Annotated in this window: 14 protein-coding genes and 1 tRNA gene; 9 read left to right on the top strand and 6 right to left on the bottom strand. The window is 62.4% G+C overall.

Annotated elements, in window-relative coordinates; all coding sequences use genetic code 11:
* The first annotated feature begins 5 nt into the window (after positions 1-5).
* Complete coding sequence (locus B0G73_RS25340; protein ID WP_106283968.1) at positions 6-794, top strand: ABC transporter substrate-binding protein; 789 nt, start codon at positions 6-8, stop codon at positions 792-794.
* A 121-nt stretch (positions 795-915) separates the two neighbouring features.
* Here B0G73_RS25340 and B0G73_RS25335 read toward each other — a convergent pair.
* Positions 916-991 (bottom strand) — tRNA-Lys (locus tag B0G73_RS25335).
* A gap of 203 nt (positions 992-1,194) precedes the next feature.
* On the opposite strand from B0G73_RS25335, the gene B0G73_RS25330 reads away from it, so the two are divergent.
* Both B0G73_RS25330 and B0G73_RS25325 read left to right on the top strand, forming a co-directional pair.
* The gene (locus B0G73_RS25330; RefSeq protein WP_106283967.1) at positions 1,195-1,599 is read left to right on the top strand and encodes a PaaI family thioesterase; all 405 of its coding nucleotides are present in this window, start codon (positions 1,195-1,197) and stop codon (positions 1,597-1,599) included.
* Between the two features lie 36 nt (positions 1,600-1,635).
* On the top strand, positions 1,636-2,514 hold the full coding sequence (locus B0G73_RS25325; RefSeq protein WP_106283966.1) for a patatin-like phospholipase family protein: 879 nt from the start codon (positions 1,636-1,638) through the stop codon (positions 2,512-2,514).
* A gap of 101 nt (positions 2,515-2,615) precedes the next feature.
* Here the strand turns inward: B0G73_RS25325 and B0G73_RS25320 are convergent, their stop codons facing one another.
* Positions 2,616-3,629 (bottom strand): D-2-hydroxyacid dehydrogenase family protein, encoded by a 1,014-nt coding sequence (locus B0G73_RS25320; protein WP_106283965.1) that lies wholly within the window; start codon positions 3,627-3,629, stop codon positions 2,616-2,618.
* Positions 3,630-4,005: 376 nt separating this feature from the next.
* On the opposite strand from B0G73_RS25320, the gene B0G73_RS25315 reads away from it, so the two are divergent.
* Positions 4,006-5,862, top strand: a complete 1,857-nt coding sequence (locus B0G73_RS25315; protein ID WP_106283964.1) for a phosphoenolpyruvate carboxykinase (GTP) — start codon at positions 4,006-4,008, stop codon at positions 5,860-5,862.
* A gap of 12 nt (positions 5,863-5,874) precedes the next feature.
* Here B0G73_RS25315 and B0G73_RS40135 read toward each other — a convergent pair whose 3' ends face one another.
* The gene (locus tag B0G73_RS40135) at positions 5,875-6,138 is read right to left on the bottom strand and encodes a hypothetical protein (protein WP_146144234.1); all 264 of its coding nucleotides are present in this window, start codon (positions 6,136-6,138) and stop codon (positions 5,875-5,877) included.
* A gap of 59 nt (positions 6,139-6,197) precedes the next feature.
* On the opposite strand from B0G73_RS40135, the gene B0G73_RS25310 reads away from it, so the two are divergent.
* Entirely contained in the window at positions 6,198-7,301 is a 1,104-nt protein-coding gene (locus tag B0G73_RS25310) for a LysR family transcriptional regulator (RefSeq protein ID WP_106283963.1), read from the top strand.
* A 159-nt stretch (positions 7,302-7,460) separates the two neighbouring features.
* On the opposite strand, the gene B0G73_RS25305 is transcribed toward B0G73_RS25310, so the two are convergent.
* The 3 genes from B0G73_RS25305 to dprA form a co-directional block, all read right to left on the bottom strand.
* Positions 7,461-10,130: a DNA topoisomerase III gene (locus B0G73_RS25305; RefSeq protein ID WP_106283962.1), complete on the bottom strand. Its 2,670-nt coding sequence runs from the start codon at positions 10,128-10,130 to the stop codon at positions 7,461-7,463.
* 246 nt (positions 10,131-10,376) lie between these two features.
* On the bottom strand, positions 10,377-10,754 hold the full coding sequence (locus B0G73_RS25300) for a thioredoxin family protein (RefSeq protein ID WP_106283961.1): 378 nt from the start codon (positions 10,752-10,754) through the stop codon (positions 10,377-10,379).
* A 68-nt stretch (positions 10,755-10,822) separates the two neighbouring features.
* Positions 10,823-12,118, bottom strand: coding sequence for a DNA-processing protein DprA (gene dprA, locus B0G73_RS25295; protein ID WP_106283960.1), 1,296 nt, complete (start codon positions 12,116-12,118; stop codon positions 10,823-10,825).
* Positions 12,119-12,359: 241 nt separating this feature from the next.
* Between dprA and def the strand changes: the two genes are divergently transcribed.
* From def to htpX, 4 genes are all read left to right on the top strand, one after another.
* A complete protein-coding gene (def, locus tag B0G73_RS25290; protein ID WP_106283999.1) occupies positions 12,360-12,863 on the top strand; it encodes a peptide deformylase in 504 nt (167 codons plus the stop codon).
* A gap of 31 nt (positions 12,864-12,894) precedes the next feature.
* Positions 12,895-13,884 carry a methionyl-tRNA formyltransferase gene (gene fmt / locus B0G73_RS25285; protein ID WP_106283959.1) on the top strand — a complete coding sequence of 330 codons (990 nt, stop codon included), beginning with the start codon at positions 12,895-12,897 and terminating at the stop codon, positions 13,882-13,884.
* Between the two features lie 114 nt (positions 13,885-13,998).
* Positions 13,999-14,640 (top strand): LysE family translocator, encoded by a 642-nt coding sequence (locus B0G73_RS25280; RefSeq protein ID WP_106283958.1) that lies wholly within the window; start codon positions 13,999-14,001, stop codon positions 14,638-14,640.
* Between the two features lie 103 nt (positions 14,641-14,743).
* Positions 14,744-15,601, top strand: a complete 858-nt coding sequence (gene htpX / locus B0G73_RS25275) for a zinc metalloprotease HtpX (RefSeq protein ID WP_012431382.1) — start codon at positions 14,744-14,746, stop codon at positions 15,599-15,601.
* Positions 15,602-15,954 lie beyond the last annotated feature (353 nt).

Here is a 15,954-nt window from a genome sequence, read left to right as displayed (position 1 = left end):
CTGCTATGAAATTGCTCAAGCCTCTTCTGGCGTTGGCCTGTGCATTCGCGTCACTCGCGGCGTCGTCTGGTGCAAGCGCTGCCGATACGCTGCGCTTCGGCCTCGAAGCGCAGTACCCGCCGTTCGAATCGAAAGGCCCGAACGGCGAATTGCAAGGCTTGGATATCGACGTCGGCAATGCCGTTTGCGTTGCCGCGCATATGACGTGCAAATGGGTCGAGACCTCGTTCGACGGGCTGATTCCCGCGCTGCAGGGCCGCAAGTTCGACGCGATCAATTCGGCGATGAACGCGACCGACGCGCGTCGGCAGGCAATCGATTTCACCACCGTTGTGTATCGCGTGCCGACGCAGTTGATCGCCAAACGCGACAGCGGTCTGCTGCCGACGCCGGCCTCGCTGAAGGGCAAGCGCGTGGGCGTGTTGCAGGCGTCGATTCAGGAAACCTTTGCGAAGACGCATTGGGAATCCGCGGGCGTGACCGTCGTGCCGTATCAGGACCAGAACCAGGTTTATACCGATCTCGTGGCCGGGCGTCTGGACGCGACGCTCGTGCTGGCGCCGGCCGGACAAACCGGCTTTCTGTCGAAGCCGAGCGGTGAAGGGTACGCCTTCGTCGGCGAGCCGGTGCGCGATGACAAGATCCTCGGCAGCGGCATTGCATACGGAATTCGCAAGGGCGATACGGCGCTGCGTGACCGCTTGAATGCGGCGATCGCGAAGGTGCAGGCCGACGGCACGGTGAAGACGCTGGCCGCGAAATATCTCGGCAACATCGACGTGACGGCGAAGTAGTCTTTTGCGTATCTGCGGGCGTTCCGGCGTGGGGACGTTCGTGAGTCTGACGTGGTGGGAGCGCGCGGCCCGAAACGCAAAAAGCCCGGTCGCAAGGACCGGGCTTTTTGCTTTGAATCTTTGGTGGGGCGTGAGTGACTCGAACACTCGACCTACGGATTAAGAGTCCGCTGCTCTACCAACTGAGCTAACGCCCCCAACAGAAGCGAAATTATGCAGAAATTTTTCGGGCTTGCCAAGTCCCCTTCGCAGATTTCTTAAAAATAATTGCACCCGAGAGCCCGATGCGTTCGTCGATGGCCGCACTGTCGCGAAAAAGGCGCGCCCAGCATCGTCCCGGTATCATGTCGCGGACACCTTGCCGCACGAAGCCTCGCGCGGCCTTCGACCGGGGATTGCCATGGATGACAAAGAGATTAACGAATTGCTCGACCGCATCCTCGCGCCGTGGGTCCGTGCGCTCACGCTGACGCCGGTCAAGGTCAATGAGGAAGCTGCCACTCTGCGCCTACCGTTTTCCGGCGGGCTGCGTCATTCGGGCGGCGTGATCTGCGGGCAAGTGTTCATGGCCGCGGCGGACACGGCGATGATCGTCGCCATTTCGGCCGCGCTCGGTGGTTTCAAGCCTATGACCACGGTCTCGCTCAACATCAATTTCATGCGCGCGGTGCGCAAGGGCGACGTGCTGATCACCGCCCGAGTGCTGCGCATGGGCCGCAATCTGGTGTTCGGCGAAGTCGAGTTATTCGATGAATCCGGCAACATGGCCGTTCACGCCACCACCACCTACGCACTGCTCGACTAAAACCGGCCAGAGAGCCGCATTAGAGGAAAAACCAGGATGTTCGATCAGGTCGTATTCGCCGGCGGCGGCAATCGCTGCTGGTGGCAGGCGGGTTTCTGGGATGTGATCCAGCCGGAGCTGCGGATCAGGCCGCGTGTCATCACCGGTATTTCTGCCGGCGCCGCGACTGCGTGCATGCTCTACACGCGCGATTCCGACTGGGTCATGCGCTATTACGAAGAGGCGCTGCGCCACAACACCCGCAACGCCTACTGGGGCAATCTGCTGCGCGGCGCGTCGGTGTTTCCGCATTACCGCATCTACCGTCAGGCGCTGCTGGACATCTACGGCGAGAAGTTTTCGACGCTCGCCGATGCGCCGGAAATCCGCATCGGCGTATCGCATCTGCCGCGCTGGCTCGGCGCGCGCAGCGCGGTCGCGGCCGGCCTGATCGCGTACAACATCGAAAAATACGTCCGCAAGACGCTGCATCCGACACTTGGTCAGACGCTCGGCTTTCATCCGGAATTCGTGCGCGCACAGGATTGCGCGAGCGTCGAGGATCTGGCGGATCTGATCTTGCAGTCGTCGAGTACGCCGCCGTTCACGCCGGTTTTGCGACGCAACGGCCGGCCGGTGCTGGACGGCGGGATGGTCGACAACGTGCCGGTCGGCGCGCTCGACGCCGAGGCGCCGGGCAACGTGCTGGTGATGGTCACCCGCCTCTATCCGCGCCCGCAAATGTTCGTCGTGCCGCACGGCGTGCAACAACGGCTTTACGTACAGCCGTCGCGCAAGGTGCCGATTTCGAGCTGGGATTACACGAATCCGTCACAGATGATCCACGCGTACAACCTCGGCCGTGCCGACGGCGAAACCTTCCTCGAACGCATGCCCGATCTGCTTGAGGCCGGCGCGCACGAAGCAGTACGGTGAATTAAGCGGTAGCGGTAGCGGCGGCGCGAAGCCAAACGGCGATAAGCGCGTCGCACGAATTCGCACGGCGCGCTTATCGCCCGAAAAAACGCGGTGGTTTTTTAACGCCGCCGACCGCCCTGCAAGGCTTCCGGATTCGCCACGCTGCTCGTATCGCCGGCGTCGAAAGCCAAAATGTTCTTGAATGCGGCGGTGAAATACTGCTCGTAGCTTTCGCGTTCCACATAGCCGATGTGCGGCGTGCAAATCACGTTTTCCATGCGCAGCAGGCTGTAGCCCTGCAGAATCGGCTCGCTTTCGTAGACGTCGATCGCGACCATGCCCGGGCGGTTGTGCGATAGCGCATTCACCAGCGCGTTGTCGTCGAGCAACTCGGCCCGGCTCGTGTTCACGAGCAGCGCGGTCGGCTTCATCCGCATCAGGTCTTCCTGTTTGACGATGCCACGCGTGTCGTCGTGCATGCGCAAATGCAGCGACAGCACGTCGCTCTGCTCGAACAGCGCCTCGCGGCTCTCCGCGACACTGTACCCGTCAGCGCGAGCGGCTTCGCGCGAATGCTCGCGGCCCCAGATCAATACGTTCATGCCGAACGCCTTGCCATAACCGGCCACCAGCCTGCCGATCTTGCCATAACCCCAGATTCCCAGCGTCTGGCCACGCAATACCTGGCCCAAACCGAAGTTCGGCGGCAGCGCCGACGTCTTCAGGCCGGACTGCTGCCAGGCTCCTTGCTTAAGGTTTGCTACGTATTGCGGAATCCGCCTTTGGGCGGCCATGATGAGAGCCCACGTCAACTCGGCAGGCGCGAACGGTGAGCCGGTGCCTTCCAGCACGGCAATGCCGCGCTCAGTACACGCGTTCAGATCGATGTGGCTGGAAACCTTGCCGGTCTGACTGATCATGCGCAAACGCGGCAGTTTATCCAGGAGTTGCGAGCTGATGCGGGTGCGTTCGCGAATCAGGACGAGCGCGTCGACTTCCGAAAGACGGCTTGCCAACTGGCCGAGACCGCGGACGGTGTTGTTGAAGACCTTGACCTCATGGTCGGCCAGCAATTGAAAGCAGTCGAGCTTGCGCACGGCGTCCTGATAATCGTCGAGGATGGCAATCTTCATGGTATGTGTCTTACGACGCACCTTGGTGGTGCGGAACGGAGTGTTATGCTGACTGTCCCACCATGTGACCTAGGTCACATGCCGGTCTGGCTGAATGCCTTACCGTAGTAGCTACCGCACAGAATGGCAGCGCCACGGCAAGGCCGATTGACATCGTTTTTAACAGTTTGTTGCGTGTTGAGGCAAGCCGCTTTACAGACGGTTGCAGAAGCCCGTCGGCTGGCGCCTCCGCTCACAGGCTGTGTGGCCCGGAACGATCTGCACAATTGCGCGTCGGGTGGCAGGCACCCGGCGTGAAGAATTGAATGCCTCTCGCATGCAGCGTCTCTGGGCTTGTACCGTTTTTTCTATTGTTTTTCAAAACGGAGACAAGTCGATGAACCACCCCTCATTCGAAGGACAGCCTACTATCGAGGCGCCCGCGTGGGTCAAACACCGAAAGCTGCTCGACTGGGTCCAGCGCGTTGCCGCCAGGACCAAGCCGGACAGGGTCGTCTGGTGTGACGGTTCGCAGGAGGAATACGACCGGCTTTGTGCACAGATGGTCGAAGCAGGCACACTCAAGAAGCTCAATCCCGCCAAACGCCCCAATTCTTATCTGGCATGGTCCGACCCGTCCGATGTGGCGCGTGTCGAAGATCGCACTTTCATCTGCTCGCAGCGTCGCGAAGACGCAGGTCCCACCAATAATTGGATCGCACCGGCCGAAATGCGCTCGACGCTCGACGGCCTGTTCGAAGGTTCCATGCGCGGCCGCACCATGTATGTCGTGCCGTTTTCGATGGGCCCGCTCGGCTCGCCGATCGCGCACATCGGCGTTGAATTGAGCGACAGCCCGTACGTGGTCACCAACATGCGCATCATGACGCGCATGGGCCGCAAGGTTTACGACGTGCTGGGCGAAGACGGCGAGTTCGTGCCGTGCGTCCATTCGGTCGGCGCGCCGCTCGCGTCCGGCGCGAAAGACGTGCCGTGGCCGTGCAACGAAACCAAATACATCGTCCATTTCCCCGAATCGCGCGAAATCTGGAGCTATGGTTCGGGCTACGGCGGCAACGCGCTGCTAGGCAAGAAGTGTTTCGCGTTGCGCATCGCCTCGACCATGGGCCGCGACGAAGGCTGGCTCGCCGAACACATGCTGATTCTCAGCGTGACCTCGCCGGAAGGGCGCAAGCATCATGTCGCGGCGGCGTTTCCGTCGGCGTGCGGCAAGACCAACTTTGCGATGCTGATTCCGCCGGAAGGCTTGAACGGCTGGAAAATCTCCACGATCGGCGACGATATTGCCTGGATCAAACCGGGCAAGGACGGTCGCCTGTACGCGATCAATCCGGAAGCCGGCTACTTCGGCGTGGCGCCGGGCACGAGCGAGAAGACCAACTTCAACGCCATGGCCACGTTGAAGGAAAACGTGATCTTTACGAACGTCGCGCTCACCGACGACGGCGACGTCTGGTGGGAAGGCATGACGGACGATGCGCCCGCGCACCTGATCGACTGGCAAGGCAAGGACTGGACGCCGGCCAGCGGGAAGGAAAGCGGCCGCAAGGCGGCGCATCCGAACGCGCGCTTTACGGCGCCGGCCTCGCAATGCCCGTCCATCGACCCCGACTGGGAAAATCCGGCGGGCGTCGCGATCGACGCGTTCATCTTCGGCGGCCGTCGCTCTACCACCGTGCCGCTCGTCACCGAAGCGCGCAACTGGGTGGAAGGCGTCTACATGGCCGCGACCATGGGCTCCGAAACGACCGCCGCCGCAGCCGGTCAGCAGGGCGTGGTTCGCCGCGACCCTTTCGCGATGCTGCCGTTCTGCGGCTACAACATGAGCGACTACTTCGGTCACTGGCTGAAAACCGGCGAGCGTCTGGAGAAACTGAACGCGAAGCTGCCGAAAATCTTCTGCGTCAACTGGTTCCGCAAAGGCGCGGACGGCAAGTTCGTATGGCCGGGCTTCGGCGAGAACATGCGGGTGCTGAGCTGGATGGTCGGCCGGATCGAAGGCACGGCTCACGGTGAGGAACATGCGTTCGGCGTGTCGCCGCACTACGAGGACCTCGACTGGCGCGGGCTGAATTTTAGCCGCGAGCAGTTCGAGCAGGTCATTTCCGTCGACGACGCAGCCTGGCGCGCGGAATTCGCGCTGCACGCCGAGCTGTTTGACACGTTGCAGCAAGGCTTGCCGCCCGCGCTGACGGAGGCCAAACGCGCGCTCGAAGAGAAGCTCGCCGCCTGATCAGGTGAGTGTTCACTTCGCACGGAACCGCCTTCGGGCGGTTTTTTGTTGCCTCCCGTCCGCGTGAAGAGCTTCCTGGTTTTGCCACGCCGTCCACCATTCCGTCTGTTCGAACAAAAAAGGCAGTTCAAGCTGCACCGCAGCAGATTGTTTCTTTTTTAGGAACAATTCGTGATCGTGCCCCACACTGGGGAGCACAGTCGCACAAATATTGACAATATTTCCGCTTTCGCGGGCAACTTCTGCACGATTCCGCGAGTCGTAGGAGAATTCCAAGTTCGCTTCGCTGGTTTTCCCCGATTGTCAGGAAGCTGTAACACGGCAGGAGTTGTCCTATGGATCATTTGCAGTCGATGCGAGTTTTCGTCAGAGTGGCGGATCTCGGCAGTTTTGCCCGCGCTGCGAGCGCGATGGATATTTCCAACGCAGTTGCGACCCGGCACGTTGCGGACCTCGAAGGCCGTCTAGGTACGCGGCTGCTCAATCGCACCACCCGCAGCTTGTCTCTGACCGAATCAGGTCAGGTTTATCTCGAGCGCGCGCGCCAGATTCTCGACGAACTGGAAGACGTCGAGCAGATGGTGGTCGCGCGCAATCACGAACCTGTCGGCACGTTGCGAATCGTCGCGCCGGTCGTGTTCGGATTGCACAATCTGGCACCCGTGCTCCAGACGTACGCGGAGCGTTATCCGAAAGTCATTCCCGATGTCACGCTGGTCGACCGTCAGGTGGATCTGGTCGAAGAAGGCTTCGACGTGGGCGTGGTGATCGCGCGGCAAATGCGCAGCGCAAGTATCGTCACTCGGCGTCTCACCACCGGTTGCATGACGGTGTGCGCCACGCCGGCTTATCTCGAGAAGCACGGCATGCCGACGCGTCCGGAGCATCTGCTCGAGCATCCGTGCCTGAGCCTGCCGTCCGAATATTGGGGCGACGAGCGCGTGTTCACCGGCCCGGAAGGCGAAGTGCGCGTACGTCCGGCGAACGTGATCGTCGCGAACAATACGGAAATGCTGCGTCAGTTTGCGTTGCTCGGCATGGGCATCGCGATCCTGCCGAGCTATCTGATCGGCCGCGACATGACGCGTGGCCGCCTTGTGCGTCTGCTCGGCGATTACCGGTTGCCGCAGGTCGAGATCAACATTGCGTATCCGAGCCGCCGTCACTTGCCGGCCAAGGTGCGCACGTTTATCGACCATCTTGTTGAGCATTTCAGCCAGACGCCGAACAGCCTGCTTGGTGAACAGTGGATCAAGGAAGACGGCCTCGGCCGGGCCGCCACGACGACGGCGCTCGATTCCGCGGACGCCATGCCGCCGGAAGCGTTCGACGGCGCTGAGCCGCTCTCACGCCTGCTGGACAGCGAGTTATCGCCGCTGCCCAAGACGCTGGCCAAGACGACACCTCGCACCCGGCCCACGGCTTTGTCGCCGCTATAAGTCGCGAATCGGGCGAGCCTGTAAAGCCGCTGATAAGCACTTTTCGCCGGACAAACAAAAAGGCGCGGTCACGTTATGTGATCGCGCCTTTTTCATGGCAAATTCAAACGAAGCGAGCCGGAAGCGAATCCTCTTCCGGCCTTCCAGCGACCAGTCGACTTACGAGCCGGTTTTGCGCGCCACCGCTTTCTTGGCGGGTGCTTTCTTGGCCGCAGCGGTCTTGGTCGCCGGCGCTTTTTTCGCCGCTGTCTTCTTGGCTGCCGGCGCGGCCTTCACGGCCACGGACACTTCGTCGTCGTCCGACTCCGCTTCTGGGGCAGCCTTCGCAGCCGACTTCGCCGCTGCGGTCTTCGCGGCAGTCTTCGCCGACGGCTCCTTCTTCTCGAACTCGAAACCGATCTTGCCGTCGTTCTGCTTGACGAGGAACGCTTTGAAGTTACGGCCGGTACGCGACGACTTGAAGTTCGTCAGCAGATCCGTGCGGCCTTCTTCGAGCAGCTTGGCCATCTGTTCGCGGGCGATTTCCTGCTGCAGGATCACCTTGCCCGAACGGAAGTCGCAAGTCTTCGGATTGGCGACCGAGTTTTCGCAGACGTAGCTCATGCCGTGCTCGAACACGCGGCCCTTGCACTTCGGACATGCGCCCACCGGCTGCTGATCGGAGAAGTCAGGCGGTTCGCCGTCTTCGCCTCCCGCATCCTGGCCGAAGTCGAATTCGAGCTTGTAGTTCTTGATCTCGTCATCGAACGACAGTTTCAGGATCGCCGAGAACGGGCGCCCCATCTTGCTGCGGAAACCCGAAAGCGGACCGATCGTCTTGTTCTGCAGCAGTTCTTCGACTTCCGGAATTTCGAACTGACGTCCGCCCGGAATTTTCGAAATCGAGAACTCGCATTTCGAGCAGGCAAAGCGCCGGTAGTTTTCCTTCACCTGACCGCCGCAATTCGGGCAAGGCGTTTGCAACGTCGCGTAATCGCCCGGGATCGTGTCGGAATCGTACTCTTTAGCGCGCTTGACGATGGTCTGCGTCATGCGGGCGATTTCCTGCATGAACGCGTCGCGCGGCAGGTTGCCGCGTTCCATTTGCGAGAGCTTGTACTCCCACTCGCCGGTCAGTTCGGGCGCCGTCAGTTCCTTCACGCCTAGCCCGCGCAGCAGCGTCATGAGTTGGAAAGCCTTGGCGGTCGGAATCAGATCGCGGCCTTCGCGAATCAGATACTTTTCACCCAGCAGACCTTCGATGATCGCCGCGCGCGTGGCCGGCGTGCCGAGCCCCTTGGCCGCCATGGCTTCGCGCAGTTCGTCGTCTTCGACGAGCTTGCCCGCGCCTTCCATGGCCGACAGCAAGGTTGCTTCGTTGTAGCGTGCCGGCGGTTTCGTCACCAGTTGCTGGGCGGCGATCTTGTCGGTCTTGACCTTTTCGTCTTTCTGCACCGGCACGAGGTTCGCGTCTTCGCCGCTGATCTCGCGGCCGTAGACTTGCAGCCAGCCGGGCTCGACCAGCACCTTGCCTTCGGTCTTGAAGTGATGGCCGACCACTTCCGTGATCCGCGTCGTCACTTTGTATTCGGCGGCGGGGAAAAACACTGCGAGGAAGCGCTTCACGACGAGGTCGTAGAGCTTCTGTTCGGGCTCCGACAGATTCTTCGGCGCCTGCAGGGTCGGGATGATTGCGAAGTGGTCGCTGATCTTCGAGTTGTCGAAGATGCGCTTGTTCGGTTTCACCCAGCCCTTGTCGAGCACCTGCTTGGCATACGGCAGATAGTTATTGCTCTCCTTGAGCATGCCGAGCGTCTCTTTGACCGTATCCAGGTAGTCTTCCGGCAGCGCGCGCGCGTCGGTACGGGGATAGGTCAGCACCTTGTGCTTTTCGTACAGTGCCTGGGCGAGGCCCAAGGTGTTCTTCGCCGAGAAGCCGAAGCGGCCGTTGGCCTCGCGCTGCAAGCTGGTCAAGTCGAACAGCGCCGGCGACAGTTGCGTGGACGGCTTCGATTCTTCCGTCACCGTGCCGATCTGGCCACGGCAGGCGGCGACGATCGTTTCGGCCGCGGGCAGCGCCCACAGACGCGAATCGCGTTTTTCCGGATCGAACTCGTCGCGCTTGAATTTCGGATCGAACCAGCGGCCTTCGTAGAAACCGGCCGCGCAGACGAACTCCGCTTTCACTTCCCAATAATCGCGCGGCACGAAGCGGCGAATCTTCTCTTCGCGCTCGACCACGATCGACAGCGTCGGCGTCTGCACCCGCCCGACCGTGGTCAGGAAGAAGCCGCCGCCTTTGCTGTTGAACGCGGTCATGGCCCGCGTACCGTTGATGCCGACCAGCCAGTCCGCTTCCGAGCGGCAACGCGCCGCATCGGCGAGCGGCTGCATCTCTTCGTCGCTGCGAAGACGGGCGAAGCCGTCGCGGATCGAGCCTGCCGTCATGGATTGCAGCCACAGGCGCTGCACCGGCTGCTTGGCTTTCGCGTGCTGCGCGATCAGGCGGAAAATCAGCTCGCCCTCGCGCCCCGCGTCACATGCGTTGATCAGACGGTCGACGTCTTTGCGCTTGAGCAGTTTGGTCAGCACCTTCAGGCGCGACTCGCTCTTGGCGATCGGGTTCAGATCGAAGTGCGGCGGAATGACGGGCAGATTGGCGAAACTCCACTTGCCGCGTTTGACTTCGTAGTCTTCAGGCGCGGCAATTTCCAGCAGATGGCCGACTGCCGAGGAAAGGACGTACTCGTCGCTCTCGTAGTATTCGTCATGCTTGGTAAATCCGCCCAAAGCGCGCGCGATGTCGTTCGCGACGGAAGGCTTTTCGGCGATGATCAGTGCTTTGGACATGACTCGATGTGAGGTTGGTAGATCAGGGTTGATGGCCGTGAGTGCGCTTCTGTCAGCGCTACCCTCGTTTGCGACCTTTGCGACCCATTAACGACCGCTTTATAGCACACGGCGCGAGACCGGCGTGTCAAGTGCCATAAAAAGCGCGAATTCATAAATGCGTGCTCAGGCATTGGGCAAGCTGCCGCCAACGCCTTGTACACCGCTCGCAACGGGCCGCTGGGCTTGCAAGCTGGCCAGTCTGAATCAGGCGACCGCCAGCGCGGGCCGCAGTTTCGGCGCACCGCTGACGCCGGGCACGGCCGTCAGATCAGACAACATCCGTTCCACAATCGCCGCTTGCGGCAAAACCGTGCCGAAGAATCGCGTCGTAACCGAATCTTCGATCAGGATGGTCGGAAAGTTCTCCACATCCAGATCCTCGAATCGGTCCGCATGCGTCTCTATATCGATCCATGCGAAACAGATGTCCGGGTGCCGGTCGGCCAGCTTGTCAAAGGCGTCCTGATACTCGCGGCAGGTCCCGCACCATTCCGCGCAGAGGCAGGCCACGAACAGCGTTTCCGGTTCGTTGACGCGCTCGGCGATCCGGTCTTGGTCGGTGTCGAGGTTTAGCGCGGGCATCAGGGTTCCTTGCGTACTTTTGTCAGGTGCTTTGGCGCGAATGTAGCATGGCCGATCATGAATGGTGGTCAACTCTGATCAATGCCGCGTTGGCCGTGGCTTGCCCGCATGAAGCGGCCGCCGGGCAGCATGGTCACCTGGCCGGCGAGTTCCAGTTGCAGCAAGGCGGTTTGCAGGTCCGCGTCCTCCATCTCGGTACGGGTAGCGAGAATTTCAAGCGTGGTGGGCGAATGGCCGAGCGCGGCGAGGAGGCGCTGTGCTTCGGGATTGGCCGGCGGGCAGGGCGGTGCGGCGGCCAATGCTGCTCCTGGTGAATCGGCCGGAGACGCTTCTGTCGGCTGAAACGCTGCCGGTTTCACGCGATCCACGTCCGCGGCGCTGCGCGCGGGCCTGTTTCCCGAGCCAGCGCGGCTCCAGAAGGTGGCGTGCGCCGAACTTGAACCCGAACCCGCTCGCGGAGCCGCCCGCCGCGCGAAACCCAGTTCCTCCAGCACTTCATCCGGCGTTTCCACCAGCTTCGCGCCCTGCTTGATGATCCGATGACGCCCGCGCGACAGCGGCGCGTGAATCGAACCCGGTAACGCGAAGATATCCCGTCCCATCTCGTTGGCGAGCCGCGCCGTGATCAGCGAACCGGAGCGCATCGCCGCTTCGACGATCACCACGCCGCTGACGAGGCCGGCGATCAGACGATTACGCTGCGGAAAATTGGCGGCGCGCGCGGGCGTGCCGAGCGGCCATTCGGAGAGAATCGCGCCCTGCACCGCGATTTGCCGCGCGAGCGCGTGGTGTGCGGCCGGATACACGAGGTCCGCGCCGGTGCCGATTACGGCCACCGTGCCACCGATGCCTTCCAGGCCGCCCCGATGCGCGGCGCCGTCGATACCGAGCGCGAGGCCGGAGACGACGGTCACACCGGCCACCGACAGCTCGCGCGCGAATCGCTCCGCGTCTTCGACGCCTTGCGGCGTCGCGCTGCGGCTCCCGACAAGGGCGACCGCTCGCGTGTGCAGCAGGTTCAACCGGCCCTTTATATATAGCAGCGGCGGCGGATCGGGCATGGTCAGCAGTGCTGGCGGATAAGCGGGGTCGTCGAGTGTCACGACCTGATTGCCGGGTTGCTCGCGCCACGCGATGACCGCGTCCAGCTGGGCGTCGAAATCGGGACCTGTCGGCGCCAGCGCTGCGCGTGCCGCGGCCTCACCGGCAATCTCGGCGAGCGCCTCAGGTGCTTGCTCGAATATCGCTTCAGGCAAGCCGAAAGCGCCGAGCAATAAGCGCAGCGCTCCGGGTTTCAGACCCGGCGCGAGCGCAAGCCGCAGCCAGGCGGCAAGTTCAATATGGGTTGCAGGCAAAGTGTGCATTGCGGGTCGATCCTCCTGCAGGGCCAGCGGGCAGGCGGGCGCCATGCTAAAATTTTCATCATCCGAAATAACCGCAGCGCCGCGCCCACCCGCGCGGGCTCGTCGTCTGGCGCCGTGGCGCGTTGAATCGAACCGGTTCGACACCATCTATCCTCTGCGCAACGCGACGGGCTCACAACCTGGCCGAAAGGCCAACGAACCTTCAACGGGTCGGCGGCGCCCGAAAATCACACTCAAGATCATGGCTTTACTCAACATCCTCAATTACCCGGACAAACGGCTGCACAAGATCGCCAAGCCGGTCGAAGTGGTCAACGACCGCATCCGCCGCCTCGTCAAGGACATGGCCGAAACCATGTACGCCGCGCCGGGCGTCGGCCTTGCCGCGACCCAGGTGGACGTGCACGAGCGCGTGATCACGATCGACGTGTCGGACGACCACAACGAACTGCTCGCCTTCATCAACCCCGAAATCATCTGGTCGAGCGACGAAAGGAAGCTGTCGGAAGAGGGCTGCCTCTCGGTGCCGGGCATTTACGACAACGTCGAGCGTGCGGAGAAAGTGCGGGTGCGGGCGCTCAACGAGAAGGGCGAAACCTTCGAGATGGACTGCGAAGGCCTGCTTGCGGTGTGCATCCAGCACGAAATGGATCACCTGATGGGCCGGGTGTTCGTCGAGTACCTGTCGTCGCTGAAGCAGACGCGCATCAAGAGCAAGATGAAGAAGCTCGCCCACGCGATGTAATGCGCGTTCACCTCGCCTACCGCCCCCGTTCATGAGTCATTCGTTGCGCGTCATCTTTGCCGGTACGCCGGAGTTCGCCGCGGCCGCGCTGGCCGCGATTCACCGCGCCGGATTCCAGGTGCCGCTCGTGTTGACCCAGCCGGACCGGCCCGCCGGGCGCGGCATGAAGTTGCAGGCAAGCCCGGTCAAGCGCTACGCGCAGGAGCACGGACTGGCCGTCGCCCAGCCGCCTTCGCTGCGCCGCGCCGGCAAATATCCGGCTGAAGCCGCTGCCGCGATCGACCAACTACGCGCTACGCCGCACGATGTCATGGTGGTCGCCGCGTACGGCCTGATCCTGCCGCAGGAAGTGCTCGATATTCCGCCGCTCGGCTGCATCAACATTCATGCGTCGTTGTTGCCGCGCTGGCGCGGCGCGGCGCCGATTCATCGCGCGATCGAAGCGGGCGACGCCGAAACCGGTATCACGCTGATGCAGATGGATGTCGGGCTCGACACGGGCGCGATGATCTCCGAAGCACGCACCGCGATTTCCGCCGACGACACCACGGCCACGTTGCACGACCGTCTCGCGCAGGACGGCGCGAAGCTGATCGTCGAGGCGCTGATCGAACTCGAGCGCACCGGCAATCTGGCGGCAACGCCGCAACCCGCGGAAGGCGTCAGCTACGCGGAAAAGATCGGCAAACACGAAGCCGCGCTGGACTGGCGCCGCCCGGCGGACGTGCTCGCGCGCCAGGTGCGTGCGTTCGATCCGTTCCCTGGCGGTGTGGCCACGCTTGAAGACGGCTCGTCCATCAAAATCTGGGCCGCTGTTGTGACCGACGGCGCAGCCGCCAGCCACGCGCCCGGCACGATCACCGACGTCTCCCCCGAAGGCGTAGTCGTAGCCTGTGGCGAAGGCGCGCTGCGTCTCACGCAATTGCAGAAACCCGGTGGCAAACGCCTGCCGGTGCGCGAATTTCTGGCTGGCTCGACGCTGGCTGTGGGGCAGCGCTTTCAACTTCCCGAAGCAAAGTAGCACCGCTGCTTATGCCCTGAACATCGTCCATTCGGCCGATGTTCGAGGCCCCGCAGGACAGGCCTGCCACGCGTAGAATCCTTCATGCAACGGCCCCGGATTTTGAGGATTCACATGTTCGGCATTACCCATTTCGAGTTTTTCGTCGTCGCGGTCTTCCTTTTAAACGTGACGCCCGGTCCCGATACGGCTTATATCGTCGGGCGCAGCGTCGCTCAAGGCCGCGGCGCGGGTCTCATGTCGGCGCTCGGCATTTCCGCCGGCTGCTGCGTTCACTCGCTGGCCTGCGCGTTCGGCTTGACCGCGTTGCTGGCTGCATCGGCCACCGCATTTACGGTCATCAAGTTCGTCGGCGCTATTTATCTGATGTATCTCGGCGTGCGTTTGCTCTTCGCCAAGCCGGCTGTCAGCGATGCTGCGGGCGAAGCGCGCGCGGCCGGCGCGCCCAGGTCGCTGCGCCAGCTTTTCCTGCAAGGCTTCTGGACTAACGTGCTGAACCCGAAGGTCGTGCTGTTTTTCGTGTCGTTCTTCCCGCAGTTCGTCACGACCGGCACTGATCACAAAGCGCTCGCTTTCCTCACACTGGGTGCGGTGTTCGTCATGATGAGCATGATCTGGAACAGTTTTGTCGCGTGGATCGCGGGCAGTGTGACGCGGCGTTTCGCTGGCCGGGCGGCGGTGAAGAAGTGGTTGGATCGCGGAGTCGGCGGCGCTTTTGTCGGCTTGGGTATCAAGCTCGCCACCGCGTCAAGATGATTGAATTTTCCTGACGCGCCCATATCTAACATTTTGCTTACAATCGGGCGCCGCGATCACGCGGCGCAGATATGAACCCGCGTTAGGGCAAGGAGTTGCAGACATGTTCAATTGGGTCAAAACCGCGATGTTGATGGCCGCGATCACGGCCCTTTTCATCGTGATCGGCGGGATGATCGGCGGGTCGCGCGGCATGACGATCGCGCTCGTGATCGCCCTTGGGATGAATTTCTTTTCGTACTGGTTCTCGGACAAGATGGTCCTGCGCATGTACAACGCGCAGGAAGTCGACGAAACCAGTGCGCCGCAGTTCTATCGCATGGTGCGCGAACTTTCCACACGCGCCGGCCTGCCCATGCCGCGCGTGTACCTGATCAACGAAGACGCGCCGAATGCGTTCGCCACCGGCCGCAATCCGGAACATGCGGCGGTCGCCGCCACCACCGGCATTCTGCGCGTGCTGTCCGAGCGCGAAATGCGCGGGGTCATGGCGCACGAGCTCTCGCACGTGAAGCATCGTGACATTTTGATCTCGACCATTTCGGCCACCATGGCCGGCGCGATTTCCGCGCTGGCGAACTTCGCGATGTTCTTCGGCAGCCGCGACGAAAACGGCCGTTCCACGAACCCGATCGCTGGCATCGCCGTCGCGCTGCTGGCGCCGATCGCCGGTGCGCTGATCCAGATGGCGATTTCGCGCGCACGTGAATTCGAAGCCGATCGCGGCGGCGCGCAGATTTCCGGCGACCCGCAGGCGCTCGCTTCGGCGCTCGACAAGATCCATCGTTACGCGAGCGGAATTCCGTTTCCGACCGCCGAGCAGCATCCGGCCACCGCGCAGATGATGATCATGAATCCGCTGTCGGGCGGCGGCATCGCGAATCTGTTCTCTACGCACCCGGCCACCGAGGAACGCATCGCGCGTTTGATGGAAATGGCGCGCACGGGGCGCTTCGAATAACGCTGCGCCGTCCTTGCGCGGTGTGAGGAAAAAGGCGAGTCTGCGGGCTCGCCTTTTTATTTCGGCGCAAGGGCGTGAGCGGCTGATGCGCTGCGTTATCACGAGAAAATTCACTCTGTTCGCCAGGCGCCTGAGGGTCCGCGCCGCATCGTTGAACTGCGCCTCGGCGCCCCGGCCTTCGTGGCCACCGAGGATTTGCACTCGCTACGCTTGCAGGCTGCCCGCGGACTCGTGCGCCGCGTTACGCCACGTCCGCGCCGATATATCCAACCCGCGCTTCAGTCCCACTCCTTCCCGCTCGCCATCGATCCGCGATCACCACGCTCACAGACCGCCCGCCGGCCCGCGTCGCG

It is taken from the genome of Paraburkholderia sp. BL25I1N1, assembly GCF_003002025.1.
Lineage (GTDB): Bacteria > Pseudomonadota > Gammaproteobacteria > Burkholderiales > Burkholderiaceae > Paraburkholderia.
This window is presented reverse-complemented; position numbering and strand designations above follow the sequence as displayed.